General features: G+C 71.4%; 22 protein-coding genes. 16 read left to right on the top strand and 6 right to left on the bottom strand.

Features of this window, described 5'->3' with window-relative positions:
• Positions 1 to 81 precede the first annotated feature (81 nt).
• Together AB0D48_RS02820 and AB0D48_RS02815 are read right to left on the bottom strand one after the other, a co-directional pair.
• Positions 82 to 738, bottom strand: coding sequence for an MBL fold metallo-hydrolase (locus AB0D48_RS02820; protein ID WP_362390041.1), 657 nt, complete (start codon positions 736 to 738; stop codon positions 82 to 84).
• A 10-nt stretch (positions 739 to 748) separates the two neighbouring features.
• Entirely contained in the window at positions 749 to 1,438 is a 690-nt protein-coding gene (locus AB0D48_RS02815; protein ID WP_362390039.1) for a maleylpyruvate isomerase family mycothiol-dependent enzyme, read from the bottom strand.
• A gap of 190 nt (positions 1,439 to 1,628) precedes the next feature.
• Here AB0D48_RS02815 and uvrA point away from each other — a divergent pair, with 190 nt between their 5' ends.
• Positions 1,629 to 4,628, top strand: a complete 3,000-nt coding sequence (gene uvrA, locus AB0D48_RS02810; protein WP_362390036.1) for an excinuclease ABC subunit UvrA — start codon at positions 1,629 to 1,631, stop codon at positions 4,626 to 4,628.
• Between the two features lie 238 nt (positions 4,629 to 4,866).
• Here uvrA and AB0D48_RS02805 read toward each other — a convergent pair whose 3' ends face one another.
• Positions 4,867 to 5,517: an NAD(P)H-binding protein gene (locus tag AB0D48_RS02805; RefSeq protein ID WP_362390034.1), complete on the bottom strand. Its 651-nt coding sequence runs from the start codon at positions 5,515 to 5,517 to the stop codon at positions 4,867 to 4,869.
• Between the two features lie 68 nt (positions 5,518 to 5,585).
• On the opposite strand from AB0D48_RS02805, the gene AB0D48_RS02800 reads away from it, so the two are divergent.
• The gene (locus AB0D48_RS02800) at positions 5,586 to 6,212 is read left to right on the top strand and encodes a helix-turn-helix domain-containing protein (protein WP_362390032.1); all 627 of its coding nucleotides are present in this window, start codon (positions 5,586 to 5,588) and stop codon (positions 6,210 to 6,212) included.
• 3 nt (positions 6,213 to 6,215) lie between these two features.
• On the opposite strand, the gene AB0D48_RS02795 is transcribed toward AB0D48_RS02800, so the two are convergent.
• A complete protein-coding gene (locus AB0D48_RS02795; protein ID WP_362390030.1) occupies positions 6,216 to 7,091 on the bottom strand; it encodes a carbohydrate kinase in 876 nt (291 codons plus the stop codon).
• Between the two features lie 75 nt (positions 7,092 to 7,166).
• Between AB0D48_RS02795 and AB0D48_RS02790 the strand changes: the two genes are divergently transcribed.
• The gene (locus tag AB0D48_RS02790) at positions 7,167 to 7,598 is read left to right on the top strand and encodes a Rieske (2Fe-2S) protein (protein ID WP_362390028.1); all 432 of its coding nucleotides are present in this window, start codon (positions 7,167 to 7,169) and stop codon (positions 7,596 to 7,598) included.
• A 79-nt stretch (positions 7,599 to 7,677) separates the two neighbouring features.
• Here AB0D48_RS02790 and AB0D48_RS02785 read toward each other — a convergent pair whose 3' ends face one another.
• Positions 7,678 to 8,610 (bottom strand): hypothetical protein, encoded by a 933-nt coding sequence (locus AB0D48_RS02785; RefSeq protein ID WP_362390026.1) that lies wholly within the window; start codon positions 8,608 to 8,610, stop codon positions 7,678 to 7,680.
• Between the two features lie 229 nt (positions 8,611 to 8,839).
• Between AB0D48_RS02785 and AB0D48_RS02780 the strand changes: the two genes are divergently transcribed.
• The 13 genes from AB0D48_RS02780 (at position 8,840) to pgi (ending at position 25,230) form a co-directional block, all read left to right on the top strand.
• Entirely contained in the window at positions 8,840 to 9,475 is a 636-nt protein-coding gene (locus AB0D48_RS02780; RefSeq protein WP_362390024.1) for a papain-like cysteine protease family protein, read from the top strand.
• 5 nt (positions 9,476 to 9,480) lie between these two features.
• On the top strand, positions 9,481 to 10,260 hold the full coding sequence (locus AB0D48_RS02775; RefSeq protein ID WP_362390459.1) for a hypothetical protein: 780 nt from the start codon (positions 9,481 to 9,483) through the stop codon (positions 10,258 to 10,260).
• Between the two features lie 779 nt (positions 10,261 to 11,039).
• Complete coding sequence (uvrC, locus tag AB0D48_RS02770) at positions 11,040 to 13,037, top strand: excinuclease ABC subunit UvrC (RefSeq protein WP_362390022.1); 1,998 nt, start codon at positions 11,040 to 11,042, stop codon at positions 13,035 to 13,037.
• 33 nt (positions 13,038 to 13,070) lie between these two features.
• A complete protein-coding gene (rapZ, locus tag AB0D48_RS02765; RefSeq protein ID WP_030720410.1) occupies positions 13,071 to 14,018 on the top strand; it encodes an RNase adapter RapZ in 948 nt (315 codons plus the stop codon).
• On the top strand, positions 14,015 to 15,070 hold the full coding sequence (gene yvcK, locus AB0D48_RS02760) for a uridine diphosphate-N-acetylglucosamine-binding protein YvcK (protein WP_362390019.1): 1,056 nt from the start codon (positions 14,015 to 14,017) through the stop codon (positions 15,068 to 15,070). Before rapZ ends, yvcK begins: the two co-directional genes overlap by 4 nt.
• Entirely contained in the window at positions 15,061 to 16,056 is a 996-nt protein-coding gene (gene whiA, locus AB0D48_RS02755; RefSeq protein ID WP_030009075.1) for a DNA-binding protein WhiA, read from the top strand. Before yvcK ends, whiA begins: the two co-directional genes overlap by 10 nt.
• 142 nt (positions 16,057 to 16,198) lie before the next feature.
• Positions 16,199 to 19,174: a M14 family zinc carboxypeptidase gene (locus AB0D48_RS02750; protein ID WP_362390017.1), complete on the top strand. Its 2,976-nt coding sequence runs from the start codon at positions 16,199 to 16,201 to the stop codon at positions 19,172 to 19,174.
• 208 nt (positions 19,175 to 19,382) lie between these two features.
• Positions 19,383 to 20,390, top strand: a complete 1,008-nt coding sequence (gap, locus tag AB0D48_RS02745) for a type I glyceraldehyde-3-phosphate dehydrogenase (protein ID WP_362390015.1) — start codon at positions 19,383 to 19,385, stop codon at positions 20,388 to 20,390.
• Between the two features lie 138 nt (positions 20,391 to 20,528).
• Positions 20,529 to 21,740, top strand: a complete 1,212-nt coding sequence (locus AB0D48_RS02740; protein WP_362390013.1) for a phosphoglycerate kinase — start codon at positions 20,529 to 20,531, stop codon at positions 21,738 to 21,740.
• Positions 21,741 to 21,746: 6 nt separating this feature from the next.
• Positions 21,747 to 22,535 carry a triose-phosphate isomerase gene (tpiA, locus tag AB0D48_RS02735; protein ID WP_362390011.1) on the top strand — a complete coding sequence of 263 codons (789 nt, stop codon included), beginning with the start codon at positions 21,747 to 21,749 and terminating at the stop codon, positions 22,533 to 22,535.
• A 141-nt stretch (positions 22,536 to 22,676) separates the two neighbouring features.
• The gene (secG, locus tag AB0D48_RS02730) at positions 22,677 to 22,907 is read left to right on the top strand and encodes a preprotein translocase subunit SecG (RefSeq protein ID WP_150522109.1); all 231 of its coding nucleotides are present in this window, start codon (positions 22,677 to 22,679) and stop codon (positions 22,905 to 22,907) included.
• A gap of 228 nt (positions 22,908 to 23,135) precedes the next feature.
• Entirely contained in the window at positions 23,136 to 23,423 is a 288-nt protein-coding gene (locus AB0D48_RS02725) for an RNA polymerase-binding protein RbpA (protein ID WP_030197743.1), read from the top strand.
• 151 nt (positions 23,424 to 23,574) lie between these two features.
• Positions 23,575 to 25,230 carry a glucose-6-phosphate isomerase gene (pgi, locus tag AB0D48_RS02720; RefSeq protein WP_362390456.1) on the top strand — a complete coding sequence of 552 codons (1,656 nt, stop codon included), beginning with the start codon at positions 23,575 to 23,577 and terminating at the stop codon, positions 25,228 to 25,230.
• A 65-nt stretch (positions 25,231 to 25,295) separates the two neighbouring features.
• Here the strand turns inward: pgi and pgl are convergent, their stop codons facing one another.
• Positions 25,296 to 26,075: a 6-phosphogluconolactonase gene (gene pgl, locus AB0D48_RS02715; RefSeq protein WP_362390454.1), complete on the bottom strand. Its 780-nt coding sequence runs from the start codon at positions 26,073 to 26,075 to the stop codon at positions 25,296 to 25,298.
• Positions 26,076 to 26,132: the final 57 nt, after the last annotated feature.

Here is a 26,132-nt window from a genome sequence, read left to right as displayed (position 1 = left end):
CTCCCCGTCCCTCAGGACGTGAGTTCGGCCATCATCGACCGGAAGGAGTGCACCGCGTACCGAAGTTGACGGAATGCGGGTCTACCAGCCGCGCTCGCGCCACTCGGTGAGGTGCGGACGCTCGGCGCCGAGCGTGGTGTCGTTGCCGTGCCCCGGGTACACCCAGGCCTCGTCCGGCAGCTGCGCGAAGATCTTGTGCTGGACGTCGTCGATCAGCCGCTCGAAGGCCTTCGGGTCGCCCCACGTGTTGCCGACGCCGCCGGGGAAGAGGCAGTCGCCGGTGAAGACGTGCGGGTGCCCGTGCGGGTCGTCGTAGATCAGGGCGATCGAGCCGGGGGTGTGCCCGACGAGGTGGCGCGCGGTGAGCTCGACCCGTCCGACGCGCACGGTGTCCCCGTCCGCCACCAGGACGTCGGTCGCCACCGGGATGCCCTCGGCGTCGAAGGCGCCCGCGTACGTGGTCGCCCCCGTCGCGTCGACCACGGCCTGGAGGGCGCCCCAGTGGTCGCCGTGCTGGTGGGTGGTGACGACGGACGCGATGCCGTCGTCGCCGATCAGGCTCAGCAGCGTGTCCGCGTCGGCGGCCGCGTCGATCAGCAGCTGCTCGTCGGTGGCCCGGCAGCGCAGCAGGTAGGCGTTGTTGTTCATCGGGCCCACCGCGACCTTGGAAATCATCAGGTCCGCGAGTTCGTGCACGTCGGCAGGACCGCCGACCTTGACCTCTCCGGTGTACGTCATGTCTTCGATCCTAGAGCGGGGGGAGCTCGGGGAGGGGGCCACCGGCGGTAGTCAGGGAGGCGCCCTTGTCACCGCGGCCGGCCAGCCAGGCCAGCAGCTCGGCGGGGGTGCCGGACACGGTGACGGCCGGGTCCCCGGCGGAGCCCGTGCGCCAGCCGCGTCCGCCGCCCGCGGCGAGGGCGGTCGGCGGCACCTCCGGCCGGCCCGACCAGCGGTCGGCGAGGAAGGTGATCTCGCGGTCGGTGAACTCGTCCGGGAGGTCGGAGAGCTCGTAGCCGATGTTCAGGTCGACGTGGTGCAGGTCGACCTCGACCCACCGGCGGAACGGCACGTTGGCGGCGAGGTCGGTGATGCCGTTGCGCAGCTCGACGGTACGGGACCAGTCCTGGTCGGGCTCGGTGGTGGCGAGGAAGCGGGCCCCGGAATCACGGAGGTCCGCCAGGTGTTCTTCCAGAGGCCGGCCGGCGTCGCGCTCGATGTCCTCGTCGCGCGCCGAGGCGCTCTCGTACATGGGGCGGCCCTCGAAGACGTTGACGAGGGCGTCCGCGTTGCGTGCGAGGTGGGCCAGGACGTGGCCGCGGGTCCAGCCGGGGAGCAGTGACTCCTCGGCCAGGGCGGCGTTGTCCAGCTTCGCGACCGCGGCGAGGAGCCGGTCGGTCGCTTCACGTACAGATCGCAGGTCGTGCACATGATCAGTCATGAAGCCGAGCCTAGTGGTCGCGGGCCCGCGGCCACACGATCGGGTGAAGCGGCCTGCGGAGTGCCGTAAATCGAATGTGCGTGCTATACGCTCGGAAGTCCAAGACAGCAAGTCCATCGCAGAGGCGCCCCCCATACCCTGGGACGGGGGCCCCGTGCCCCCCGCTCTCTCAAGAAAGGTGCGGACCGGCGTGACCGACCGTCTCATCGTTCGTGGCGCTCGCGAGCACAACCTCAAGAACGTCTCGCTCGACCTGCCCCGCGACTCACTCATCGTCTTCACCGGACTCTCCGGTTCGGGCAAGTCCTCCCTGGCCTTCGACACGATCTTCGCCGAGGGTCAGCGCCGCTACGTCGAGTCGCTCTCGTCGTACGCCCGCCAGTTCCTCGGGCAGATGGACAAGCCCGACGTCGACTTCATCGAGGGCCTCTCCCCGGCCGTCTCCATCGACCAGAAGTCGACCTCGCGCAACCCGCGCTCGACCGTGGGCACCATCACCGAGGTCTACGACTACCTCCGCCTCCTCTTCGCCCGCATCGGCAAGCCGCACTGCCCCGAGTGCCGCCGCCCGATCTCCCGGCAGTCGCCGCAGGCGATCGTCGACAAGGTGCTCGCGCTCCCCGAGGGCAGCCGCTTCCAGGTGCTGTCGCCGCTGGTGCGCGAGCGCAAGGGCGAGTTCGTCGACCTCTTCTCCGACCTGCAGACCAAGGGCTACAGCCGGGCGCGGGTGGACGGGGAGACCATCCAGCTCTCCGAGCCGCCGACGCTGAAGAAGCAGGAGAAGCACACCATCGAGGTGGTCATCGACCGCCTCACCGTCAAGGACAGCGCCAAGCGCCGGCTCACCGACTCGGTGGAGACCGCGCTGGGCCTCTCCGGCGGCATGGTCATCCTCGACTTCGTCGACCTCGCCGAGGACGACCCCGAGCGTGAGCGGATGTACTCCGAGCACCTCTACTGCCCATACGACGACCTGTCCTTCGAGGAGCTGGAGCCGCGCTCCTTCTCCTTCAACTCCCCCTTCGGCGCCTGCCCCGAGTGCACCGGCATCGGTACGCGCATGGAGGTGGACCCGGAGCTGATCATTCCGGACGAGGAGAAGTCCCTGGAGGAGGGAGCGGTCTCACCCTGGTCGCTCGGCCACACCAAGGACTACTTCCAGCGGCTGATCGGCGCGCTCGCCGGGGAGCTGGGCTTCCGGACGGACATCCCGTGGGCCGGGCTGCCGGCGCGCGCGAAGAAGGCCCTGCTCTACGGGCACAGGACGCAGATCGAGGTCCGCTACCGCAACCGGTACGGGCGGGAGCGGGCGTACACCACGGCCTTCGAGGGCGCCGTGCCCTTCGTCAAGCGGCGGCACGCGGAGTCCGAGAGCGACGCCAGCCGCGAGCGCTTCGAGGGCTACATGCGCGAGGTGCCCTGCCCGACCTGTGAGGGCACCCGTCTGAAGCCGATCGTGCTCGCCGTGACGGTGATGGAGAAGTCCATCGCCGAGGTCGCCGCGATGTCGATCAGCGAGTGCGCGGACTTCCTCGGCCGGATGCGGCTCGACGCCCGCGACAAGAAGATCGCCGAGCGGGTCCTCAAGGAGGTCAACGAGCGGCTCCGCTTCCTCGTCGACGTGGGTCTGGACTACCTCTCGCTGAACCGCGCCGCCGGCACCCTGTCCGGCGGCGAGGCCCAGCGCATCCGCCTCGCCACACAGATCGGTTCCGGCCTGGTCGGCGTGCTGTACGTACTGGACGAACCCTCCATCGGCCTGCACCAGCGCGACAACCACCGGCTGATCGAGACGCTGGTGCGGCTGCGGGACATGGGCAACACGCTCATCGTGGTCGAGCACGACGAGGACACCATCAAGGTGGCCGACTGGGTCGTGGACATCGGCCCGGGTGCGGGCGAGCACGGCGGCAAGGTGGTGCACAGCGGTTCGCTGAAGGAGCTGCTGAAGAACACCGACTCCGTGACCGGGCAGTACCTGTCCGGCAAGCGGTCCATCGCGATCCCGGACGTACGCCGGCCCGTGAACGGCGAGCGGAAGCTGACCGTCCACGGCGCCAAGGAGAACAACCTCCAGGACATCGACGTCGCCTTCCCGCTGGGCGTGCTCACGGCCGTGACCGGTGTGTCGGGTTCGGGCAAGTCGACGCTGGTCAACGACATCCTCTACACGCACCTGGCGCGCGAGCTGAACGGCGCCCGGTCGGTGCCCGGGCGGCACACCCGGGTGGACGGCGACGACCTCGTCGACAAGGTCGTGCACGTCGACCAGTCGCCGATCGGCCGGACCCCGCGCTCCAACCCGGCGACGTACACGGGTGTCTTCGACCACGTGCGCAAGCTGTTCGCGGAGACGATGGAGGCGAAGGTGCGCGGCTACCTGCCGGGCCGCTTCTCCTTCAACGTGAAGGGCGGCCGGTGCGAGAACTGCTCCGGCGACGGCACGATCAAGATCGAGATGAACTTCCTGCCGGACGTCTACGTCCCGTGCGAGGTGTGCCACGGCGACCGGTACAACCGGGAGACGCTGGAGGTCCACTACAAGGGCAAGTCCATCGCGGAAGTCCTCAACATGCCGATCGAGGAGGCGCTGGACTTCTTCGAGGCGGTGCCGACGATCTCGCGGCACCTGCGGACGCTGAACGAGGTGGGGCTGGGCTACGTCCGCCTCGGCCAGTCCGCGCCGACGCTGTCGGGTGGTGAGGCGCAGCGCGTGAAGCTGGCGTCGGAGCTGCAGAAGCGGTCGACGGGCCGGACGGTGTACGTGCTGGACGAGCCGACGACGGGGCTTCACTTCGAGGACATCTCGAAGCTGATCAAGGTGCTGTCGGGGCTGGTGGACAAGGGCAACTCGGTGATCGTCATCGAGCACAACCTGGACGTCATCAAGACCGCGGACTGGGTCATCGACATGGGCCCCGAGGGCGGTTACGGCGGCGGCCTGGTGGTGGCCGAGGGCACGCCGGAGCAGATCGCGTCGGTGGGGGCGAGCCACACGGGCAAGTTCCTGCGGGACATCCTGGGGGCGGACCGGGTCTCCGACGCGGTGTCGTCTCCGGCGGGGGTCGCGGCGAAGAAGGCCCCGGCCAGGAAGAAGGCGACGGCGGCCCCCGCGAAGAAGGCGGCGGCCCCCGCGAAGAAGGCGGCGGCCCCGGCGAAGAAGGCGGCGGTGCGGGCCCGCAAGGCCTAGCCGCTGCGCTGGGCTGTGGTGGCGAAGGGCTCGGCCTGGCGGCCGGGCCCTTCGCCGTCCGGTGCGGCGCCATGGCCGTGGGCTCCGCCCCCGGACCCCCGCGCCTCAAACGCCGGCGGGGCTGAAAGTCCGGACTCCGGGGCCGGGAGCGGGGGCGGGGTTCGGCTGCTGCGGCGCCGTCGGGGCCCTGCTGCGCGGCTCCCGATCCTCCTTGTGGGCGGAGGTACCCCTGCGGCGGCTACGCGGCTACGCCGATGGTGTGGCCGGTGGCCGAGGGGTCGGTCAGGGCCGTCAGGAGGGCGTCCGCGACGTCCGCCCGGGCGATGACCTTGCCGCCCGGGACGTTCCCGTCGACGGCCCGGCGGTAGGTGCCCGTGCGCGGCCGGTTCAGCAGCCGCGGCGGGCGGATGACCGTCCATTCGGTCGTGCTGGCGCTGATGGCCGCCTCCATGACCGCGAGATCCGCGTACAGGTCCCGCAGCAGCCGCCGCAGGATCGGGTAGACCACCACCCGTGTGAGCGCCCCGTCCTCCGGAGTGTCCGGGGCCACCGGCGCGGCGCTGACCGCCGACAGCCGCCGCACCCCTGCCCGGTCCATCGCGGAAACGATCGACCGCAGCGCCGGCCCGGCGATCGGCGTCAGCCGGGCCTGCTTGTTGTTCGTGGGCCCGAGGGCCGAGACGACCGCCTCGCTCCCCGTCAGCACCGGGACCAGCGCCTCCTCGTCCGTCACGTCGGCGACCACGGCCACCCGGAGCCGGCCGTGGGCGGGTACGTCCAGGCGGGCGGGGTCGCGGACCACCGCCGTCACCTCATGGCCCGCTTCGAGGGCCTGTCGGACGACCTCGCGGCCGACGCCGCCGGTGGCTCCGAAAACTGTGAGCTTCATCGTCGTACTCCCGCACCGAAGAGGGTGGGTGAGTATTTACTCACCCCTGCTTCCGTTATGGTGAGTGAATGCTCACTCCGAAGTCAAGCCGTCCCACGCCCGAGCGGCTCCTCGACGCGGCCGAGACCCTCATGCGCACCGTCGGGCTGGCCGGTGCCACCACCAAGGCCATCGCGCGCGAGGCCGGCTGCTCGGAGGCCGCGCTCTACAAGCACTTCGCGAACAAGGAAGAGCTGTTCGTGCGGGTGCTGATGGAGCGCACGCCCAACGCGGGCCCGCTGATGGCCGCCCTGCAGGCCGAGCCGGCCGAGGACGGGGCCGAGGGCGGGGACCGGGGCGAGGAGGCGCTCGCCGCCATCGCCCGGCACGCCTCGCTCTTCTACGCCGACGCGATGCCCATGGCCGCCTCGCTCTTCGCCGACCCCGTCCTGCTCACCCGCCACCGCGACGGCGTGCGGAAGGTCGGCGCCGGGCCGCACGTGGTCCTCGACGCCCTGGCCGGGCGGCTGCGGCGCGAGCTCGACGCCGGCCGGCTGCGCCCCGACGCCGATCCGCGGGCCGCCGCGGCCCTGCTGCTCGGCGCCTGCTTCCAGCGGGCCTTCTTCCTGCACTTCTCCGGTGCGGACGTGGTCCAGCCGGTGGAGGAGTTCGCCCCCGCCGTGGCCCGGACCGTCTGGGCCGCGCTGCGCCCCTGAGGGTCAGAGGTCCGCCGCGTACGGAGGCTCCGCGCCCGCCCGGGTACAGGTCAGGGCCGCCGCGTGCGCGGCGTAGGCCAGCACGTCGGGCCAGTCCACCGGCCCGTCCGGCGCACCCGGGAGCCGGTGCAGCAAGGCGGCGTTGACGGTGTCGCCCGCTCCGATCGTGTCCACCACGGCCACCCGGCGGGCCGCCACCGAGTGCTCCGCGCCCTCCCGCGTCCAGACCGTCAGCCCCGCCGCGCCGCGGGTCAGGACCACGGCCGACGGACCCGCCGCCAGCCAGTCGCGCGGTCGGCCCCCCAGCCAGAACGCGTCCTCCTCCGACAGCTTGAGGACGGACGCGTACGGCAGCAGCCGGGTCAGGAACCGGGCACGGTAGGCCGCCGGGTCCGCGATCAGCGCCGGCCGGATGTTGGGGTCCAGCAAGGTAAGCAGCCCCCGCCGCGACTCCCGTCGCAGCAGGGCCTCGTACGCGCTCGCGCCCGGCTCCAGGACCAGCGAGCAGGTCCCGAGCGCGAGGGCCCGTACGGCGGCCGGGAGGGCGGGCGGCAGGGTGAACAGCCGGTCCGCGGTGCCCTCGACGTAGAAGCCGTACGAGGCCGAGCCGTCCGGGGCCAGCGAGGGCACGGCGAGGGTGGTCGGCTCCGGCCCGCGCTGTACCAGTGACAGGTCCACGCCGGCCGCCCGCAGCCCCGTCAGCAGGCTCTCGCCGAAGCCGTCGGCCGAGACCCGGGAGCAGAAGGCCACCTCGGCGCCGAGGCGTCCGAGCGCGAGCGCGGTGTTGTAGGGTCCGCCGCCCGGCCGGGGCAGCAGGGCGCCCGGCGGCCGTGCCACGGGCACCAGGTCGATGAGGGCTTCTCCGCCGACGACGATCACGCGGGGGAAGGTACCCCATCGGACGGCGGTATCGTCGGGTGCACCGTGCCCCGCCCGCTCGCCCAGGAGACTTCCATGTCCGCGTCGCCGTCCCCCGCCCGCCGTACCGTGCTCAGGGGCGCCGCCGCGCTCGCGGGAGCGGCCGGCGCCGGAGCGGCTCTCGCGGCCTGTGCCCCGGAGAGCAACAGCGGCGGGAACACCCCCGCGACCCCCACAGCCCCGGTGGAACTGGGGGCCGCGGCCGAGGTCCCGGTCGGCGGCGCGAAGCTGTACCGGGAGCGGAAGCTCATCGTCAGCTGCCCGGCGGAGGGCCAGTACAAGGCGTTCAGCGCCCAGTGCACGCACGCCGGCTGCGTACTGGACAAGATCGTCGAGGGTGAGGGCAACTGCCCCTGCCACGGCAGCCGCTTCGACGTGGCGACCGGCAAGGTGCTGCGCGGGCCGGCCACCGACCCGCTGCCCGCGGTCCCGGTCAAAGCGGAGAACGGCAAGCTCGTCGCGGGCTGACCCAAGAGCCGGGCGTCGGTCGGCCACTCAGTCGGTCGGGCAGTCAGTCGGTCGGCCACTCAGCCGGTCGGCCCGAAGGTCAGTCCCAGTCCCAGGCGATCCCGAGGATCCCTCGCCGTACCGCCTGCTCCACCAGGTGCACCGCCCGGTGGCGGCCGCTCGGCGTGAGGTCCGCGAGGCCGGTGCGCGGGGCCTCGGGCCCCGTGCGGGCGAAGCGGCGGCAGCGCACCGGCAGGGCGGACTCGTCGAAGCGGACCTGGAGCATGTACTGGCCGCCCGCGTAGCTGAAGCCGCGCACGTACTCGCCGCTGCGGGCGCCCGTGCCGTCCTCGACGCCGTAGCCGAAGACGTACGTGTCCCCGCGCCGCAGCCGGGCGTCGAAGAGCAGCTCCGCGACCACCACCCCGGCCTCCGGGTGGCACCGCACCCGGCCCGTGCGGCAGTTCTCGTACGCCGTCACGCGCATCCTGGACACGTCGCAGCCCGGATCACCGTGGTGGACGGCGAGGTAGCGGTCGACCCCGTCCCGGTGCGCCCGGACGATCTGCTGCGACTCGCGGGCCAGCATCTCGCCCGCCGGACCGATGCGGACCCGCTCGTGGTGGGTGAGCGTGTGCAGTCCGCCGTCGGACGGGAGCTCCATCCCGTCCAGTAGCTGCTCCACCGTCCCGCCGACACTGAACAGGGCCCGGTACGGGCGGGCGGCCGGGCGGGCGGGTCCGGGTGCCGGTCCCGGGGTGAGGAGCAGCCGGACGAGGGCGCCGTCGGGCAGCTCCAGGATCTCCTCCAGGGCGGTCACGGCCCGCAGGGATTCCGCGTGCCGCGGCCGCCGGGCGCCCTGCTGCCAGTAGCTGAGGCTGGTGACACCGACCTTGATCCCCCGCGCCGCGAGCCGGTGCTGCACCCGGTGCAGGGGCAGTCCGCGCGCGGCGAGGGCGGCGCGCAGGGCGAGGTGGAAGGGGCCGCCGCGCAGCAGTTGGCCGAGTTCTGCCGGGTCTCCGGTCGTCCGCATGGCGCCTCCTCTGTGAACATTCACGCCCGCCGGACCGGGGGAGCGCGCCGGGGCTCTGGCGGACCAGGTGGAACGACAGCAACCGTTCACACCCGCAGCCCCACTGTTCACACTGCAATGTCACCGCGTATTGAAGCGTGTTGACCTGATCGCGACAACACCCCGATGCTCCTCCACAGCGTCCGGACGCGCTCCTCCACCCCCACATCCCCGCCTCGGGAGGAACGCGATGCGCAACAGAAACCGGCGGCTACCCCTCGCCGCCTTCATCTCCGCCCTGCTCCTCGCCCTGCCACTCGGCGCCGGCACCGCCACCGCCGCCGATGCCGCCACCGCCACCGCCACCGCCACCGATGCCGCCGCCGACACCGGCGGTGCGGCCCTCGCGTACAAGCGCCTGAACATCACCATGCAGGCACAGCAGAAGACCAACTGGTGCTGGGCCGCGAGCGGCAACACCATCGCCACCTGGTTCGGCCGCAACTACAGCCAGAACCAGTTCTGCAACGCCGCCTTCAACCGCCAGCAGGGCTACGACTGCCCCAACAACCAGGCCACCCTCGGCAACGTCCAGACCGGCCTGCGCTGGGCGGGCATCAACTCGGGCTCCTACGTGACCGGCTGGCTCCAGTACTCCACCGTCCAGACCGAGATCAACAACAACCGTCCCATCGAGACCCGGATCCAGTGGTCCAACGGCGGCGGCCACATGCACGTGATCTACGGCTACGACACCGCCAGCAGCTGGGTCTACTGGGGCGACCCGTGGCCCTCCAGCGACCGCTACAACTGGGCCTCGCACGCCTGGTACGTCGACAACGGCACCTTCTCCTGGACCCACTCCCTCTACCGGATCGGGGCGTGACCGCCATGACGCTGCGCGCCACCTCCGCCGCCGTGGTCCTCGCGGCCACCGCCCTCCTCGGCCTCGCCCCGCAGGCCGTCGCCGCCGCCCCCGTGCCGCAGCCCCAGGCGGCCACGGCCGAGAACCGGGCCGCCGCCGCGCAAGCGGCCGCCGCCCCCGAGACCCTGGCCACGCTCTCCCGCTTCTTCGCCCGGGAGGGCAAGGTCTCGCTGACCGCCGCACGGCCCAGGATCGAGGGGGAGGCGATACCGGTGAGCTACCTCTCCCCGGAGTTCGTCGCGGGCAAGGCGGGGGCACCGGTCGCCCGCCTGGAGTTCCTCGCCAGCAAGGCGGTCTCCTCCGACGGGCAGCAGGCCGCCCTGTGGACCGCGCGGACCGAGGCCGGCTGGCAGGTCGTGAACATCGCCACCGGCGACGACGAATTCCGCTACGCGCAGCTGGGCGCCGCGAAGCTGCCCGGCGGGACCGTGTTCCGGGAGCCACAGATCGACGCCTGGTACGTGGCCGAGGGCAGCCGGGTGCTGCCGCTGGACGAGGACGCGGTGCGGGCCGTCGGCGCCGGGGGGACGAGCCTGGGTGCGTACCGGGCGCGGGTCGCCAAGGCGTACGGGGACAAGCTGCCCGGCTCGGCCTATGCGGAGGCGGGTGCGGCCGGTGGCTTCGCGGAACCTGACGCGACGGCCACGGGGACGGGGACGGTGATGGCCGGGGCCGCCGGGGCGCTGGCGCTGGGCGGGGCCGGGGCGCTGGCGCTGCGCCGTCGCCGCGCCGTCGCCGAGGCGTAGCCCCCTCGCCCGCAGGGCCTGACCTCCGCCAGGGGCCAGGCCCTGCGCTCTGCCGCCCCCCGCCGCCGTGGCTCCGGCCCCGGGCCCCGCGCCTCAATCGCCGGCGGGGCTGGAAGATCGGGGCTCCGCCTCGCGCTCTGCGCTTCGAAAGCCGGCGGGGCTGGAAGATCGGGGCTCCGCCCCGGGCCCCGCGCCTCAAACGCCGGCGGGGCTGAAAGGCCGTGGCTCCGGCCCCGGCCCTGTGCCTCAAACTCCGGTGGGTCTGGAAGGCCGTGGCTCCGCCCCGGACCCCGCGCCTCAAAGGCCGGCGGGGCTGAAAGGCCGTGGCTCCGGCCCCGGGCTTGTGCCTCGAACGCCGGCGGGCCTGGAAGGCCGTGGCTGCGCCCCGGACCCTGCGCCTCAATCGCCGGCGGGACTGGACGTCGGGGCCGCCCCGCGCTTCGAACGCCCGCAGGGGCTGGATTGGCTGGGGCCGGCCGCCTGGTGGGGCTGGTTCGTGACGAGGGCGGATCCGGTCCGCCCGGCGTTTGAGGGCGTAGCCGGCCGGAGGCGCCGGGGCCGGGACGGAGCCCGGGGGTGGCGGGCAGCCTGGCCGGCGCTTGAGGCGCGGGGCCGCGCCCGAGCCCCCGAGCCCCGAGCCCCCGAGCCCCGAGCCCCCGAGCCCCGAGCCCCCGAGCCCCCGAGCCCCCGAGCCCCGAGTGCCCGCGCAGCCGTGCCGCCCGCCCACCGCGCCGGAGGCGTTCGGCCCGTTGTCAGCCCGCGCAAGTAGGGTGGTTGGCATGGCCGACCCTTCCAGCTACCGCCCCCAGCCGGGACAGATCCCCGACTCCCCGGGGGTGTACAGATTCCGCGACGAGCACCGCAGGGTGATCTACGTCGGGAAGGCCAAGAGCCTGCGCCAGCGCCTGGCCAGTTACTTCCAGGACCTCGCCGGGCTTCACCCCCGTACCGCCACCATGGTGACCACCGCCGCCTCCGTCGAGTGGACGGTCGTCTCCACCGAGGTCGAGGCGCTCCAGCTGGAGTACTCCTGGATCAAGGAGTACGACCCGCGGTTCAACGTCAAGTACCGCGACGACAAGAGCTACCCCTCCCTCGCCGTCACCCTCAATGAGGAATACCCGCGGGTCCAGGTCATGCGCGGGCCCAAGAAGAAGGGCGTGCGCTACTTCGGTCCGTACGGGCACGCCTGGGCCATCCGCGAGACCGTCGACCTCATGCTGCGGGTGTTCCCGGTGCGGACCTGCTCCGCCGGCGTGTTCAAGCGCTCCGCGCAGATCGGCCGGCCCTGCCTGCTCGGCTACATCGGCAAGTGCTCCGCGCCCTGCGTCGGCCGGGTCACCCCCGAGGAGCACCGCGAACTGGCCGAGGACTTCTGCGACTTCATGGCGGGACGGACCGGGACCTACCTCTCCCGCCTGGAGAAGGAGATGCACGAGGCGGCCGAGGAGATGGAGTACGAGAAGGCCGCCCGGCTGCGCGACGACATAGGGGCGCTGCGCCGCGCCATGGAGAAGAACGCCGTCGTCCTCGCCGACGCCACCGACGCCGACCTCATCGCGGTCGCCGAGGACGAGCTCGAAGCCGCCGTGCAGATCTTCCACGTGCGTGGCGGCCGGGTCCGCGGCCAGCGCGGCTGGGTCACCGACAAGGTCGAGGCCGTCGACACCGCCGGCCTCGTCGAGCACGCGCTCCAGCAGCTGTACGGAGAGGAGAAGGGCGAGGCCGTGCCCAAGGAGGTGCTCGTCCCGGCACTCCCCGAGGACACGCCCGCACTGAGCCAGTGGCTCGCCGAGCGGCGCGGGTCGCAGGTCAGCCTGCGCATACCGCAGCGCGGCGACAAGAAGGCGCTCATGGAGACCGTCCACCGCAACGCGCAGCAGTCCCTCGCCCTGCACAAGACCAAGCGCGCCAGCGACCTGACCACCCGCTCCCGGGCCCTGGAGGAGATCGCCGAGGCCCTGGAGCTGGACAGCGCCCCGCTGCGCATCGAGTGTTTCGACATCTCGCACCTGCAGGGCGACGACGTCGTCGCCTCCATGGTCGTCTTCGAGGACGGCCTGGCGCGGAAGGGCGAGTACCGGCGCTTCCAGATCAAATCCTTCGAGGGGCAGGACGACGTCCGCTCCATGCACGAGGTGGTCTCCCGCCGCTTCCGCCGCTACCTCCAGGAGAAGCTGAAGACCGGGGAGTGGGAACCGGACGGCGACGGCGAGTCGCCCGAGGACGACGGGCGGCCCAGGCGCTTCGCGTACCCCCCGCAGCTCGTCGTGGTCGACGGCGGCCAGCCGCAGGTCGCCGCGGCCAAGCGGGCCCTGGAGGAGCTCGGGGTCGACGACGTGGCCGTGTGCGGCCTGGCCAAGCGGCTGGAGGAGGTGTGGCTGCCCGGCGAGGACGACCCTGTGGTGCTGCCCCGCACCAGCGAGGGCCTCTACCTGCTCCAGCGGGTCCGTGACGAAGCCCACCGGTTCGCCATCCAGTACCAGCGCAACAAGCGCGGCAAGCGGCTCAAGGCCGGCCCGCTCGACGAGGTGCCCGGGCTGGGCGAGACGCGCAAGCAGGCCCTGGTCAAGCACTTCGGTTCGGTGAAGAAGCTGAGACAGGCGACAATCGACCAGATCTGCGAGGTCCCGGGCATAGGCCGCAAGACGGCCGAGACCGTGGCCGCGGCCCTCGTCCGGGCGGTTCCCGCCGGTCCTGCCGTCAACATGGCCACAGGAGAGATCATTGAGGATGAGAACCCCGCCCCCGCGGGTGGGGGCACCCCCCAGCCGTAGCTGGGGGACATCGTCCGAACGGGGGACCGAGCAATGACCGAGCACGAGACCACGCACGACCGAGACGGAGCACAGGTGAGTACGGGCACGACAGTGGAGCCCGGCGAGACCGCCGAGGCGGCCATCCCCGAGCTGGTGATCATCTCCGGGATGTCCGGGGCAGGCCGCAGCACGGCGGCCAAGTGTCTGGAGGACCTCGGCTGGTTCGTCGTCGACAACCTCCCGCCGGCACTGATCCCCACCATGGTGGAGCTCGGCGCCCGCTCCCAGGGCAACGTGGCGCGCATCGCCGTCGTCGTCGACGTACGCGGCCGCCAGTTCTTCGACGCCCTGCGCGAGTCCCTCGCCGACCTCGACAGCAAGGGCGTCACCCGCCGCATCGTCTTCCTGGAATCCTCCGACGACGCGCTGGTCCGCCGCTTCGAATCGGTCCGCCGCCCGCACCCCCTCCAGGGCGACGGGCGCATCACCGACGGCATCGCCGCCGAGCGCGACCTGCTGCGCGAGCTGCGCGGCGACGCCGACCTGGTGATCGACACCTCCAGCCTGAACGTGCACGAGCTGCGCGCCAAGATGGACGCCCAGTTCGCCGGGGACGAGGAGCCCGAGCTGCGGGCCACCGTCATGTCCTTCGGCTACAAGTACGGCCTCCCCGTCGACGCCGACCTCGTCGTCGACTGCCGCTTCATCCCCAACCCGCACTGGGTGCCGGAGCTGCGCCCGTTCACCGGGCTCAACGAGGAGGTGTCGGGGTACGTCTTCAGCCAGCCCGGCGCCAAGGAGTTCCTCGACCGGTACACCGAGCTGCTCCAGCTCATCGCCACCGGCTACCGCCGCGAGGGCAAGCGGTACGTGACCATCGCGGTCGGGTGCACGGGCGGCAAGCACCGCAGCGTGGCCATGTCCGAGAAGCTCGCCGCCCGCCTCGCCTCCGAGGGAGTCGAGACCGTCGTAGTCCACCGGGACATGGGGCGCGAGTGACCGGACGGACCCCGCGGCTGAGCCGCCTGCGCCGCCTCGCCCCCTCCCGGGACGAGGACGGCGCACGCCGCTCCGGCCGCCGGCGCGGCACCGCGCCCAAGGTGGTCGCGCTGGGCGGCGGCCAGGGCCTGTCGGCCTCCCTCACCGCCCTGCGCCGGATCACCGGTGACCTCACCGCCGTGGTCACCGTCGCCGACGACGGCGGCTCCAGCGGCCGGCTCCGCGAGGAGCTCGGCGTGCTGCCGCCCGGCGACCTGCGCAAGGCGCTGGCCGCGCTGTGCGGGGACGACGACTGGGGCCAGACCTGGGCCCGCGTCATCCAGCACCGCTTCCAGTCCGAGGGCGACCTTCACGGACACGCCGTCGGCAATCTGCTCATCGTCGCCCTGTGGGAACAGCTCGGCGACCCCGTCCAGGCCCTCGACCTGGTCGGCAGGCTGCTCGGCGCGCAAGGCCGGGTCCTGCCGATGTCGGCCGTGCCCCTGGAACTCCAGGCCCTGGTCAGGGGCCACGACCCGGCGCGCCCCGAGGACGTCGACACCGTCCGGGGGCAGGCCACGGTGGCCCTCACCCCGGGCGAGGTGCTCTCCGTACAGGTCGTGCCCGGCGACCCGCCGGCCGTACCGGAGGCCGTCGCGGCGGTCCTGGACGCCGACTGGGTGGTGCTCGGTCCGGGGTCCTGGTTCTCCTCCGTGATTCCCCACCTCCTGGTGCCCGAACTGCTCGACGCGCTGGTCGAGACGAAGGCCCGCCGGGTCCTCTCGCTGAACCTCGCGCCGCAGCCCGGCGAAACAGAGGGCTTCTCTCCGCAGCGTCATTTGGAGGTTTTGGCCCGACACGCCCCTAAACTCGCCCTGGACGTGGTGCTGGCCGACGAGGCCGCCGTGCCCGACCGCGAGTCCCTCGCCGATGCCGCAAAACGGTTCGGTGCCGCGGTCGAGCTGGCGCCGGTGGCCAGGCAGGACGGCTCTCCGAAGCATGATCCGGAGCTGCTCGCCGCCGCGTACGACCGTATTTTTCGGATGCATGGAAGGATCGGCCCATGGCGATGACGCCTGCGGTGAAGGATGAGATCTCCCGCCTGCCCGTCACCCGGACCTGCTGCAGGAAAGCGGAGGTCTCGGCGATCCTTCGGTTCGCGGGCGGGCTGCACCTGGTGAGCGGGCGCATCGTCATCGAAGCGGAGCTGGACACCGGGATCGCCGCCAGACGCCTGCGCAAGGACATCCTGGAGATCTTCGGCCATTCCTCGGACCTGGTGGTCATGGCCCCCGGCGGACTGCGCCGCGGCAGCCGCTACGTGGTCCGCGTCGTGGCCGGCGGTGACCAGCTGGCGCGCCAGACGGGCCTCGTGGACGGCCGCGGACGCCCCATCCGGGGTCTCCCGCCCCAGGTCGTCTCCGGGGCCACCTGTGACGCCGAGGCGGCCTGGCGCGGCGCCTTCCTGGCCCACGGCTCGCTCACCGAGCCGGGCCGGTCCTCCTCGCTGGAGGTCACCTGCCCCGGTCCGGAGGCCGCCCTGGCCCTGGTGGGCGCCGCCCGCAGGCTCTCCATCGCCGCCAAGGCGCGCGAGGTGCGCGGCGTCGACCGGGTCGTGGTCCGCGACGGCGACGCGATCGGGGCGCTGCTGACCAGGCTCGGCGCCCACGAGTCGGTGCTGGCCTGGGAGGAGCGGCGGATGCGGCGCGAGGTGCGCGCCACCGCCAACCGCCTCGCCAACTTCGACGACGCCAACCTGCGCCGCTCGGCCCGGGCCGCGGTGGCCGCCGGGGCACGCGTCCAGCGCGCGCTGGAGATCCTCGGCGAAGAGGTCCCCGAGCACCTCGCCGCGGCCGGCCGGCTGCGCATGGAGCACAAGCAGGCCTCCCTGGAGGAGCTCGGCGCGCTCGCGGACCCGCCGCTGACCAAGGACGCCGTCGCGGGCCGGATCCGCCGCCTGCTGGCGATGGCCGACAAGCGGGCCCAGGACCTCGGCATCCCGGGTACGGAGTCCAACCTCGACCTCAGCGAGGAGATGGCCGACAACATGGCCGGCTGACCGCACCGCGCGCGTACGGCAAAGGGGCTCGCGCGATCACCCGCGCGGGTCCCTTTCCCGTAGGCCCCATTGACATGAGCATGGGCCGGTCTTGAGGCTGGCGTCCGAACGCTTTCGTGGCTGACGACGCCCAGGGGGGCACATGAGGCACCGCGCGAGATCGATCCTCGCCGCAAGCGCACTCGTCTTCGGAACCACACTCGCCGTACTGCCCGGCGCGGCCCAGGCCGAACCGGGATCCGGGCCGGCCGCCGCGTCCGGCGCCGCATCGGATGAGGAAGTGCGGGTCTACGACGCCCACATCAGCCGGGAACAGGTCCCGCTCGTCCTCGCCGCCGGCCAGGACGCCCACGAGCTCACCGAGCACGCGCCGGAGACCGGCACCGCCGAGGTCGAGCTCTTCCTCACCGGAGCCCAGGCCAAGGAGCTTGCCGCCCAGGGCGTCAAGCTCGCCGAACACAAGGTCCCGGCCGAGGGCCTGGCCCGCGCCAAGGCCGCCGGGGACGGCGTGTTCCGCCCGTACAGCGGCAAGGGCGGCCTCCAGGAGGAGATCCTCCGCACCGCCCAGCAGAACCCCGCGCTCACCAAGGTCGTCTCCGTCGGCAAGACCGTCCAGGGCAAGGACATCCTCGCCCTCAAGGTCAGCAAGAACGCCAAGAAGACCAAGGACGGCGACAAGCCGTCCGTGCTCTACATGTCCAACCAGCACGCCCGCGAGTGGATCACCCCCGAGATGACCCGGCGGCTGATGCACCACACCCTCGACAACTACGGCAAGGACCCGCGGATCACCAGCCTGGTGGACACCACGGAGCTGTGGTTCCTGCTCTCGGCCAACCCCGACGGATACGACTTCACGCACGCGCCCGACGGCGAGCGGCTGTGGCGCAAGAACCTGCGGGACAGCAACGGCGACGGCAAGATCACCACCGGCGACGGCGTCGACCTGAACCGGAACTTCGCCTTCAAGTGGGGCTACGACAACGAGGGTTCCTCGCCCAGGCAGGCGAGCGAGACCTACCGCGGCCCCAAGGCCTCCTCCGAGCCCGAGACCGTCGCCCTCGACGCCTTCGAGAAGCGCATCGGCTTCGAGTACGCCGTCAACTACCACTCCGCCGCCGAGCTGCTGCTCTACGGCGTGGGCTGGCAGGTGGCCACTCCCACCCCCGACGACATCGCCTACAAGGCGCTCGCCGGCACCCCGGAGAACCCCGCCGTCCCCGGCTACTACCCCCAGGTCTCCTCCGAGCTCTACACCACCAACGGCGAGGCCGACGGCCACGCCTCCAACGTCAACGGCGTCATGATGTTCACGCCGGAGATGACCACCTGCCAGACGGCCTCCGCGAGCGACCCGAACGACAAGTGGAAGCCCGAGGACTGCCCCTCCGGCTTCAACTTCCCGGACGACGAGAAGCTCATCCAGGCGGAATTCGCCAAGAACGTCTCCTTCGCCCTCTCGGTCGGCGAGAGCGCCGCGCACCCGGACCGGCCGGCGTCCTCGGTGGGCCTGACCGCCGCCGACTTCACCCTGGACCCCTTCACCACCTCCTACGTCGCCCGCGGCGAGGACCAGACGGTCGCCGTCACGGCCCGCAAGGCGCTGAAGGACAAGGAACTCAACTTCAGGATCAACGGCGGCCGCACGCACGACGAGGACCTCAAGGCCTGGAAGGGCGGCGACGTCTACGGCGGCGACGACAACAACTGGTTCGACGAGTACCGGGGCAAGGTGGACGGCGCCAGGCCCGGTGACAAGGTCGAGGTCTGGTTCACCGGCCGCGACCGCTCCGGCAAGAAGGTCTCCAGCGAGCACTTCACGTACACGGTGGCCGAGCGGCCGCGCGCGGACGTACTGGTGATCGCGGAGGAGGGCGCCAAGGCCCAGTACGCCCAGACCTACGTCGACGCCCTGCGCGCCAACGGCAGGTCCGCCGCCGTCTGGGACGTCGCCACCCAGGGCACCCCGCACCGCCTCGGCGTGCTCTCCCACTTCCGTACGGCCGTCCACTACACCGGCGCCCAGACCCCGGGCGGCGACACGCAACTGGCGGTGCGCGACTTCCTGAACGAGGGCGGCAAGCTGATCGAGACCGGTGAGCTGGCGGGCGGCAACGCCCAGGTCGGCCGCGCCGTGACCAACGACTTCAGCCAGTACTGGCTCGGCGCCTACGGCCGTACGAGCACCGCCGGTGCCACCGGCTTCACCGGAGCCGGTTCCCTGACCGGCGCTAAGGGCGGCCTCGGCGACGCGGCGGGCAACCCGCTGAACGCCCCCGGCTCCTACACCGTGACGTCCGAGACCCTGGCCCCCGCGCAGTTCCCGCAGTTCAAGAGCGCACAGGCCGGCAAGTTCACCGGAGTCGTGAACCCGTACGCCCCCTACGCCGGCACGTCGATGGCCTCGGCCGTCCACGAGGACGACGACTGGAAGCGGCTCGTCCGCACGATCGACCTCACCCAGGTCACAGCAGCCGACAAGCCGCAGTTGAAGCTCGCCCTGAGCTGGAACACCGAGCAGGCCTACGACCACGCCGTGCTGGAGGCACACACGGCCGGCGCGGACGACTGGACCACCCTGCCGGACGCGGGCGGCCTGACCAGCACGACCGTTCCCGAGGAATGCGGGGCCGGGTTCTTCGTGAACGGGCACCCGTTCCTGCGCCACTACCTCACCCTGGACGGCGGCGGCTGCACCCCCAAGGGCACCAGTGGCGCGTGGAACAGCTTCACCGGCTCCTCCGGCGGCTGGAAGCAAGTCTCCTTCGACCTGAGCGCGTACGCGGGCAAGACCGTCGAGCTCTCGCTCTCCTACATCACCGACGGCGGCTCCGGCGGTCGCGGCGTCTTCGCGGACGAGGCTCGTCTGAACACCGGCGGCGCGGACCAGGCCGTGGAGGGATTCGAGACCTCCCTCGGTGCCTGGACCGCTCAGGGCGCGCCTGCCGGAAGCCCCGAAGTTCCCGGCGACTGGGCCCGGACCGGAGAGCTCTTCAAGTCCTATGCCGCGGTCACTACGGGTGACACCGTGCTCCTCGGCTTCGGCCTGGAACACCTGTCGGTCCCCGCGGACCGCGCGCTACTCGTCGGTAAGGCGCTGCGAGCGCTGAACCGCTGATCAGCGGCCCTCCCGGCACTCACCCTGAGTGACGGGGCACGAGGTCCCGAGGTCCCGTACCGGAGCTTCCGGCACCGGGCCTCGGGGCGTGTCAGGCCCCGGCCGATGTCACTCCGAAGCTCACGGAGAGGTAGGGTCGTAAGCGGTCGGGGACATCCCATACAGCTCGCCGGCGCACTTACCGGCGCACCAACGAGGAGATCGGTTCGTGACGATCCGCGTAGGCATCAACGGTTTTGGCCGAATTGGCCGCAACTACTTCCGGGCGCTCCTTGAGCAGGGAGCGGACATCGAGATCGTCGGTGTCAACGACCTGACTGACAACGCCACTCTGGTGCACCTGCTCAAGTACGACACGATCCTGGGCCGCCTCAAGCACGAGGTCTCCCACACCGCCGACACCATCACGGTCGGCGGCAACACCTTCAAGACCTTCGCCGAGCGTGACCCCGCGAACCTCCCCTGGGGTGAGCTGGGCGCCGACATCGTCATCGAGTCGACCGGCATCTTCACCAAGAAGGCCGACGCCGCGAAGCACATCGCCGCCGGCGCGAAGAAGGTCCTCATCTCGGCTCCGGCCAAGGACGAGGACATCACGATCGTGATGGGCGTCAACCAGGACAAGTACGACGCGGCCAACCACCACGTCATCTCCAACGCCTCCTGCACCACCAACTGCGTGGCGCCGATGGCCAAGGTCCTCGACGAGAACTTCGGCATCGTCAAGGGCATGATGACGACGGTCCACGCGTACACGAACGACCAGCGCATCCTGGACTTCCCGCACTCGGACCTGCGCCGCGCCCGCGCCGCCGCCGAGAACATCATCCCGACCTCGACCGGTGCCGCCAAGGCCACCGCGCTGGTCCTCCCGCAGCTCAAGGGCAAGCTGGACGGCATCGCCATGCGCGTCCCGGTCCCGACCGGCTCGGTCACGGACCTGGTCCTGGAGCTCTCCCGCGAGACCACCGTGGAAGAGATCAACGCCGCCTTCCAGAAGGCCTCGGAGGGCCAGCTGAAGGGCATCCTCGACTACACCGAGGACGCGATCGTCTCTTCCGACATCGTGAACTGGCCCGCGTCCTGCACCTTCGACTCCTCCCTGACGATGGTCCAGGACGGCACGCAGGTTAAGGTCGTCGGCTGGTACGACAACGAGTGGGGCTACTCCAACCGTCTCGTCGACCTCACGGTCTTCGTCGGTGGCCAGCTCTGAGGTCGCCCGGTTCTAGGTAAGGCACCACGGTGTGAGCACAGGGTCCGGCAGCGCGACGAAGCGCCGCACGGGCCCTGTTGCTTGCCTCGTTCTCCCTTCCTCGCCCTTCGAGCGAAGGGCACAAAGGAGTAGAAACACATGAAGACGATCGACGAACTGCTCGCCGAAGGCGTCAAGGGGAAGCGGGTCTTCGTCCGCGCGGACCTCAACGTCCCGCTGGCCGAGGGCACCATCACCGACGACGGCCGCATCCGCGCCGTCCAGCCCACGATCGCGAAGCTCGCCGCCTCCGGCGCCCGCGTCATCGTGGCCTCGCACCTGGGCCGCCCCAAGGGCGCCCCGGACCCGGCGTTCTCGCTGGCCCCGGCCGCCGCGCGGCTCGGCGAACTGCTCGGGGCGGACGTCGCGTTCGCCACCGACACCGTCGGCGACTCCGCCAAGGAGACCGTCGCCGCCCTCACCGACGGCCAGGTCGCCGTCATCGAGAACCTGCGCTTCAACGCCGGTGAGACCGCGAAGGACGACGCCGAACGCGGCGCCTTCGCGGACCAGCTCGCGGAGCTCGCCGACGTCTACGTCGGCGACGGCTTCGGCGCCGTCCACCGCAAGCACGCCTCCGTCTTCGACCTCCCCGCGCGCCTCCCGCACGCGGCCGGCTACCTCATCGCCACCGAGGTCGGAGTCCTGAAGAAGCTGACCGACGACGTCAAGCGCCCCTACGTCGTCGTCCTCGGCGGCGCCAAGGTCTCCGACAAGCTCGCCGTGATCGACCAGCTGCTCGGCAAGGCCGACCGCATCCTCATCGGCGGTGGCATGGCGTACACCTTCCTCAAGGCCCTCGGCCACGAGGTCGGCATCTCCCTCCTCCAGGAGGACCAGATCCCGAAGGTCAAGGAGTACATGCAGCGCGCGAAGGACACCGGCGTCGAGCTGGTGCTCCCGGTCGACGTTCTGGTCTCCAAGGACTTCCCGGACCTCAAGGGCAAGACCCCGGCGGACTTCACGACCGTCGACGCGGACGGCATCCCGTCCGACAAGGAGGGCCTGGACATCGGCCCCAAGACGCGCGAGCTCTACGCGTCCAAGATCGCCGATGCCGCGACCGTCTTCTGGAACGGCCCGGTCGGCGTCTTCGAGCACCCGGACTACGCGGGCGGCACCACCGCCATCGCGCAGGCTCTGGTCGACAGCAGCGCCTTCACCGTCGTCGGCGGCGGCGACTCGGCCGCGGCCGTGCGTACGCTCGGCTTCGACGAGAAGGCTTTCGGCCACATTTCCACCGGTGGCGGCGCTTCCCTCGAATACCTCGAGGGCAAGACGCTCCCCGGTCTCGCCGCCCTGGAGGGCTGACCCGTAATGACCGCAGTTGAGAACGGCCGCACCCCGCTGATGGCGGGCAACTGGAAGATGAACCTCAACCACCTCGAGGCCATCGCCCACACCCAGAAGCTCGCCTTCGCACTCGCCGACAAGGACTACGACGCCGTCGAGGTCGCGGTCCTGCCGCCCTTCGTCGACCTCCGCTCGGTCCAGACCCTGGTCGAAGGCGACAAGCTGAAGATCAAGTACGGCGCCCAGGACATCTCCGCGCATGACTCCGGCGCCTACACGGGCGAGATCTCCGGCTCCATGCTCGCGAAGCTGAAGTGCACGTACGTGGCCGTCGGCCACAGCGAGCGCCGCCAGTACCACGCCGAGACCGACGAGGTCTGCAACGCCAAGGTCAAGGCCGCCTACCGCCACGGGCTCACCCCGATCCTGTGCGTCGGCGAGGGGCTGGACATCCGCAAGGCCGGCCAGCAGGTCCCGTACACGCTGAACCAGGTCGACGGCGGCCTCAAGGACATCCCGGCCGAGCAGGTCGAGTCCATCGTGATCGCGTACGAGCCCGTCTGGGCCATCGGGACCGGCGAGGTCGCCACCCCCGAGGACGCCCAGGAGGTCTGCGGGGCGATCCGCGGCCGTCTCGCGGAGCTGTACTCGCAGGAGCTGGCCGACAAGGTCCGCATCCAGTACGGCGGCTCCGTCAAGTCCGGGAACATCGCGGCGATCATGGCCCAGCCCGACGTCGACGGCGCCCTGATCGGCGGCGCGGCGCTGGACGCGGACGAGTTCGTGAAGATCGTCCGCTTCCGCGACCAGTAGGCAACGCTGTGAGTATGCGGTAGGGCGGATCCGTCGTACCCTTGCGGGGGCCAGGGGGCTGGACACCAGCCACTGGCCCCCGCGCACATCCAGCACAGCCGGAAAGCCAGAAAAGCCAGAAAGTAGGAATCAGCCGTGATTATGGGGTTCTCGATCGCCCTGATCGTCTTCAGCGCCCTGCTGATGCTGCTCGTGCTGATGCACAAGGGCAAGGGCGGCGGCCTTTCCGACATGTTCGGCGGTGGCATGCAGTCGTCCGTCGGCGGTTCCTCCGTGGCGGAGCGCAACCTGGACCGCATCACCGTCGTGGTCGGTCTGCTGTGGTTCGCGTGCATCATGGCGCTCGGCCTCCTGATGAAGTCGAGCAGCTGACCGTTCTGGCCGTTCCGGCAGTCCGGTCGGTCCCGTCCGGCCTATCATGAGGTCCGGCGTCCAGGCGTGGAACCAGTAACTCCGCTCACTGGACGTGCGTTGGGCCTTACGTAGACTTGGGCGCCCGCGGCGGAAATTCCACTCACGCTCCGCGGCACCATCACGCAGGGAGTTACGACCGTGGCAAGTGGCAACGCGATCCGTGGTAGCCGGGTCGGCGCGGGGCCGATGGGTGAGGCCGAGCGCGGCGAGTCCGCGCCCCGCCTGCGCATCTCCTTCTGGTGCTCGAACGGGCACGAGACGCAGCCGAGCTTCGCCAGCGACGCCCAGGTGCCGGACACCTGGGACTGCCCGCGCTGCGGGTTCCCGGCCGGCCAGGACAGGGACAACCCGCCGGCACCGCCGCGCACCGAGCCGTACAAGACGCACCTGGCGTACGTACGGGAGCGGCGCACGGACGCCGACGGCGAGGCGATCCTCGCCGAGGCCCTCGCCAAACTCCGCGGCGAGATCTGAACAACCCGCAGACATGCGACATGAGGCCCGGTCACGCAGGGAACTTCTCCTGCGTGACCGGGCCTCTTTGTGTGGGTTGTGCCGCTTCGGATCCCTTAAGTTGGAGCCCGGCGGGGCACGACAGGACGGAAGAAGTGGGTTGATGTCCGAAATGAACGCAGAGAGCCGTACGAAGCTCAACCGGACGCCGGAGTGGCTCGCACTCGGCAAGCACCGAGAAGAGCTCGGACAGACGCATCTGCGGGAGCTGTTCGAGGAGAATCCGGGCCGCGGCGCCGACTACACCCTGCGCGTCGGGGACCTGCACATCGACTACTCGAAGCACCTCGTGACCGACGAGACGCTGACGCTGCTGCGCGAACTGGCGGCGGCGACCGGCGTGGCCGAGCTGCGCGAGGCGATGTTCCGCGGCGAGAAGATCAACGTGACCGAGGGCCGGGCGGTCCTGCACACCGCGCTGCGCGCCCCGGCGGACGCCGTCATCGAGGTGGACGACGAGGACGTCGTCCCCGAGGTGCACGCCGTCCTCGACAAGATGACCGCCTTCTCCGGCCAGGTCAGGTCGGGGCAGTGGACCGGCTTCACCGGCAAGCGCATCAGGAACGTCGTCAACATCGGCATCGGCGGCTCCGACCTGGGTCCCGCGATGGCGTACGAGGCGCTGCGCGCCTTCGCCGACCGCGCTCTGACCGTGCGCTTCGTGTCCAACGTGGACGGTGCGGACCTGCACGAGGCCGTCCGGGACCTGGACCCGGCCGAGACGCTGTTCATCATCGCCTCCAAGACGTTCACCACCATCGAGACCATCACCAACGCCACTTCGGCGCGGGAGTGGCTGTTGGCGGGGCTCGGCGGTGACCAGGCTGCCGTGGCGCGGCACTTCGTGGCGCTGTCGACCAACGCCGAGAAGGTCACCGAGTTCGGCATCGATCCGGCCAACATGTTCGGCTTCTGGGACTGGGTCGGCGGCCGCTACTCCTTCGACTCGGCCATCGGCCTCTCCCTGATGATCGCGATCGGCCCGGACGCGTTCCGCGAGCTGCTCGGCGGCTTCCACACCATGGACCGGCACTTCCGCACGGCGCCGCCGGAGGAGAACGCCCCGCTGCTGCTCGGCCTGTTGGGCATCTGGTACGGCAACTTCTTCGACGCGCAGTCGCACGCGGTGCTCCCGTACAGCCACTACCTCTCCCGTTTCACCGCCTACTTGCAGCAGCTGGACATGGAGTCCAACGGCAAGTCGGTGGACCGCGAGGGCAATCCGGTGCAGTGGCAGACGGGTCCGGTGGTGTGGGGCACGCCCGGCACCAACGGACAGCACGCGTACTACCAGCTGATCCACCAGGGGACGAAGATGATCCCCGCGGACTTCATCGGCTTCGCGCGCCCGGTGGCGGAGCTGGGATCCTCGTTCGCGGCGCAGCACGACCTGCTGATGGCGAACTTCTTCGCGCAGACCCAGGCGCTGGCCTTCGGCAAGACGGCCGACGAGGTGCGGGCGGAGGGCGCCCCCGAGTCGCTGGTTCCGCACAAGACCTTCCACGGGAACCACCCGACGACCACCATCCTGGCCACCGAGCTCACCCCGGCGGTGCTGGGGCAGCTGATCGCGCTGTACGAGCACAAGGTGTTCGTCCAGGGCGCGGTGTGGAACATCGACTCCTTCGACCAGTGGGGCGTGGAGCTCGGCAAGGTCCTCGCCAAGCGGGTCGAGCCCGCGCTGACGGAGGGCGCGGACGTACCGGGCCTGGACGCCTCCACGAAGGCCCTGGTGGCGGTCTACCGCGAGCTGCGCGGCCGCGGCTGAGGGCTGACGGAGCCGGAAACGCCGAAGCGCCCCGCACCGGCCGGTGCGGGGCGCTTCGCCGTACGTCAGGAGGCCGGCGGGTACATCCCGGAGGGGAGCTTCGCGGCCGCCGCGCGGTCCAGGAGCCACAGGGTGCGGGAGCGGCCGTGGGCGGCCGCGGCCGGAGCCTGGAAGTCCCCGGCGCCGCCGAGGGCGATCGACACCGCGCCCGCCTTGTCCTCGCCCGCCGCGAGGAGCCAGACCTCGCGCGCCGCCCGGATCGCCGGGAGCGTCAGTGAGATCCGGGTGGGCGGGGGCTTCGGGGCGCCGTGGACCCCGACGACTGTGCGCTCGGTCTCGCGGGTCGCCGGGTGTTCCGGGAAGAGCGAGGCCACATGGGTGTCCGGGCCGACGCCCAGCATGAGCACGTCGAAGCCGGGGACCGGGCCGTGGTCCTCCGGGCGGGCCGCCGCCGCCAGCTCGGCCGCGTACGCCTCCGCCGCGGCGTCCACGTCGTCCCCGTACGGGCCGTCCGAGGCCGGCATGACGTGTACCCGGGCGGGATCCACCGGGACGGAGTCCAGGAGGGCCGCACGGGCCTGGGTGTGGTTGCGTTCGGGGTCGTCGGCGGGGACGTAGCGCTCGTCGCCCCACCAGATGTCCAGCCGCGACCAGTCGACCGCGTCGCGGGCGGGGGCAACGGCGAGCGCCGCGAGGAGGCCGTTGCCGTTGCGGCCGCCGGTGAGGACGACGGACGCGGTGCCGCGGGCCGTCTGTGCGTCCACGATCTTCGTGATGAGCCGGGCCGCCGTGGCCTGGGCCATCAGCTCCTTGTCCCGGTGGACGACGACCTGGGGAGTCGTCATACCCATGTGCTGCCGCCTTCTTGGTAGTGAGGGTGGGTGCGGGTGCGGGTGCGCTGC

Origin of the sequence: Streptomyces sp. NPDC048269, assembly GCF_040652395.1 — a bacterium.
Taxonomy (GTDB): domain Bacteria; phylum Actinomycetota; class Actinomycetes; order Streptomycetales; family Streptomycetaceae; genus Streptomyces.
This window is presented reverse-complemented; position numbering and strand designations above follow the sequence as displayed.